4 protein-coding genes and 1 pseudogene are annotated in these 3,361 nt (G+C 62.8%); 1 reads left to right on the forward strand and 4 read right to left on the reverse strand.

Annotated features, from left to right (window positions below):
• The coding region (rimP, locus tag EN935_RS27645) for a ribosome maturation factor RimP (RefSeq protein WP_127373824.1) at positions 1 to 469 on the reverse strand (469 nt) is incomplete at its 3' end.
• A gap of 287 nt (positions 470 to 756) precedes the next feature.
• Between rimP and EN935_RS27650 the strand changes: the two genes are divergently transcribed.
• Positions 757 to 921, forward strand: coding sequence for a hypothetical protein (locus EN935_RS27650; protein ID WP_082525350.1), 165 nt, complete (start codon positions 757 to 759; stop codon positions 919 to 921).
• A 50-nt stretch (positions 922 to 971) separates the two neighbouring features.
• On the opposite strand, the gene EN935_RS27655 is transcribed toward EN935_RS27650, so the two are convergent.
• The 3 genes and pseudogenes from EN935_RS27655 to EN935_RS27665 all read right to left on the reverse strand — a co-directional run.
• Complete coding sequence (locus tag EN935_RS27655; protein ID WP_127264281.1) at positions 972 to 1,673, reverse strand: tRNA (guanosine(46)-N(7))-methyltransferase TrmB; 702 nt, start codon at positions 1,671 to 1,673, stop codon at positions 972 to 974.
• A 23-nt stretch (positions 1,674 to 1,696) separates the two neighbouring features.
• Positions 1,697 to 2,962: a methionine adenosyltransferase gene (gene metK / locus EN935_RS27660; RefSeq protein WP_109666370.1), complete on the reverse strand. Its 1,266-nt coding sequence runs from the start codon at positions 2,960 to 2,962 to the stop codon at positions 1,697 to 1,699.
• 169 nt (positions 2,963 to 3,131) lie between these two features.
• Positions 3,132 to 3,361 (reverse strand): annotated as a pseudogene (locus EN935_RS27665) (transcriptional regulator); the annotation flags it as partial.

The raw sequence follows: 3,361 nt of genomic DNA on the forward strand, positions 1-3,361 counted from the left end.
CCCGCACCGTCGGCTTCTCGCCATAGGCGGCCTTTTCGCGCTCGATCAGCACATCGTCTTCACCGGCCTCGACGATCTTGCCCTTGAATCGCTTGCGGTCGGCAACGACGATCGATGTTTCCATCTTGACCAGATGACCGGTCCAGGTCGTGAAATCCGATTTGCGGACCAGCGGCCGGTCGATGCCGGGCGACGAGACTTCGAGGTGATAGGCCTTTTCGATCGGATCATCGACGTCGAGCGCCGGCGACACCGCGCGGCTGACCTCTTCGCAATCCTCGACGGACATGGTGCCGTCCTCGCGCTCGGCCATGATCTGCAGCGTCAGCCCGTTCTGGCCCGACAGATGCACCCGCACGAGGCGGAAGCCGATGCCACGCAGAACCGGCTGGACGATCAGCGCGATGCGCGCATCGATGCCGCTTTCGCGGATGATGCGATCGTCGCCCTCGCTTGCCGTTGCAGTCATTGAAACCCTGTCGTTCTACCCGAAGTTATCGGCAGGTAATAAAAAAGAGCGGGACCGGGTGGACCCACTCTTCGTCATACCGACCAAGAATTTGAGGCTGATATAAACGATCATGGCAGGTGTTTCAAGCCCGCCGTGCAGTCCGAACAAAAGCCGTGCGGCGCCAGTGTTGCGCCAGACGCATGGCCTCCATGCGGCGAAACCCCTGTGAGCTTTGCCGTTGCGTCCCCATTTATGGTGCATCGCACAAAGATGATTGCACGACACGGCACCGAAAGGGCATGTCCATGACCAACCGCAAGATCTTATCCGCCATAGGCGAACTCTTCACGACATTTGGCAGCGCGGTCGCCGCCTCGCGTGCCGTGGAAGCGGGCCGCAAGCCGCGCGCCGACGACTTGCGCAAGCTCGGAATGGACCCGGCTGTCTTCAACAGGATCGGCCGTTTTTGAACCTGGCGAGTGGATGACACCCGCCTTTGCAAAGCTGGTGCGCCGTGGGCCTATGTTCTGACGAAAGTGAGATAGGCCGGCCGCCGCCCCTCACGAATGGCCTTCGCCTCGTAACGCGTGCCCGGCCAGCCATCATAAGGCCGGTGCCAGTCCGCCGCCTCCGAAGCCTGCCACGCGAACGCGCCATGCGCACGGCAATGCAGCAAGGTCCAGTTGACATAAGTGTCGATATCGGACGCAAAGCGGAATTTTGAGCCCGGCTTCAGCACACGCGCGAACCGCTCGAGATTGACCGGGCTGACGAAGCGCCGCTTCCAGTGCTTCTTCTTCGGCCAAGGATCGGGATAGAGCAGATCGATGCCGTCGAGCGAGGCTTGCGGCAGCCAGTCGAGCAGCCTGGTGGCGTCGTCGTCATAAACCCGCAGATTGGCGAGCGACTTCTCGCGCACCGCCATCATCATCTTGGCCATGCCGTTGACGAAGGGCTCGACGCCGATAAAGCCGATCGAAGGCGCCTCGGTCGCGCGATGCAGGAGATGTTCGCCGCCGCCGAAGCCGATCTCGAGGCGAACCGCGCCAACATCGGCTTCAAACAGAGTGCGCAGATCGGCCGGCGGTTCGGCCGTCAGATCGAGACGGTATGTGCCGAAGCCGCTTTCCAGTGCTGCCGCCTGCTGCGGACGCATGGTCTTGCCACGCCGGCGACCGAAGAAGGCTTCGGTCGCACGGCTTGGTCTGTCCTTCGGGTCCATGGCGGGACTCTGCGGCGCCGCTGTCAGGCGGCGACCGCATCCTTGAGCGCCTTGGCGAGATCGGTCTTTTCCCAGGAAAAAGACCCGTCGCGGCCGGCCTTACGGCCGAAATGGCCGTAGGACGACGTCTTGGCATAGATTGGCTTGTTGAGATCGAGATGGCGGCGGATGCCGGACGGCGACAGATCCATCACGGTGCGCAGCGCCTCCTCGAGCTTTGCCTCGTCGACCTTGCCGGTGCCGTGCAGGTCGACATAGACCGACAGCGGCTGGGCAACGCCGATGGCGTAGGAAAGCTGGATGGTGCAGCGGTCGGCGAGTTTCGCCGCCACGACGTTCTTGGCCAGATAGCGTGCCGCATAGGCCGCCGAGCGATCGACCTTGGTGGTGTCCTTGCCGGAGAAGGCGCCGCCGCCATGCGGTGCGGCACCACCATAGGTGTCGACGATGATCTTGCGGCCGGTCAGGCCGGCATCACCGTCCGGCCCGCCAATGACGAACTTGCCGGTCGGGTTGATGTACCACATGCAGTTGTCGGCGATCTTGAGGTCGCCCAGCGCCTCGCGGATATAGGGTTCGACGACCTTGCGGACCTTCTTCGAATCCCAGCTCGCATCGAGATGCTGTGTGGACAGCACGATCTGCGTCGCCTCGGCGGCCTTGCCGTCGACATAGCGAACGGTGACCTGGCTCTTGGCGTCCGGCCCTAGCTTGCCGGCTTCACCGCTGCCCTCGTGACGGGCGGCAGCCAGCAGTTCGAGAATCTTGTGGCTGTAGTAGATCGGCGCAGGCATCAGATCCGGCGTCTCGCGGCAGGCATAACCGAACATGATGCCCTGGTCGCCGGCACCCTCTTCGCCCTGACGGTCGGAGGCATTGTCGACGCCCTGGCCGATATCCGGCGACTGGCCGTGCAGCAGGACCTCGATCTTCGCCGTTTTCCAGTGGAAGCCGGCCTGCTCATAGCCGATTTCGCGGATCGCCTTGCGGGCGACCGACTTGAACTTGGCCGGATTGACGACCGAATGCCCGGCGGCATCCTTGAGAATATTGCCGGCCTTGTCCTTCTTGAGCAGCGTGTCGGGAACACGCACTTCGCCGGCGATGACGACTCGGTTGGTGGTGGCCAGCGTCTCGCAGGCGACACGGACTTTCCACGGGTCCATGCCGGTCTTCTTGGCTTCGCGATAGACCAGATCGACGATCTCGTCGGAAATCCGGTCACAGACTTTGTCGGGATGGCCCTCGGCAACGGATTCCGAGGTAAAGAAGTAGTTCTGCCGCGTCACGGGTGTCCCCTCTTGAAAAACGATCGGCAGGCTGCCGATTTTGGCGCGCCACGTGTTAGCGGGGCGAAGCGCCGCTCGTCAAGCGGTGCTTCGGCTCTGGCATGAATGTCGATGCAGTTATCTTGTGCCACCGGCGGCAACACGCCGCCGGCTCTGGCGTGATTGCGGATCAGTCGGGATCGTCCGTGGAGAGGGACTTGACCAGGTCTATGATCCTGCGGCGCACCTTGGCGTCGGCGATCTTGACAAAGGCCCGGTTGAGCTGGAGTCCTTCCGGACTGCCGCAGAATTCAACGGCGAAAGCCATCGACGCATCCTCGGCAAATCCACGGCCCGCCACGGGCTCCTGGCCGGGCGCATCCTCGAAAAAGAAGGCGACAGGCACGCCGAGTATGGACG

Origin of the sequence: Mesorhizobium sp. M7D.F.Ca.US.004.03.1.1, from assembly GCF_003998635.1 — a bacterium.
In the GTDB taxonomy this organism is placed as follows: domain Bacteria; phylum Pseudomonadota; class Alphaproteobacteria; order Rhizobiales; family Rhizobiaceae; genus Mesorhizobium; species Mesorhizobium loti.

What these genes read in the sequence shown, in the direction of transcription:
- EN935_RS27655 (WP_127264281.1), bottom strand. Translation starts at nt 1,673, where the DNA reads ATGGACCCGAAGGACAGACCAAGCCGTGCGACCGAAGCCTTCTTCGGT.
- EN935_RS27650 (WP_082525350.1), top strand. Translation starts at nt 757, where the DNA reads ATGACCAACCGCAAGATCTTATCCGCCATAGGCGAACTCTTCACGACA.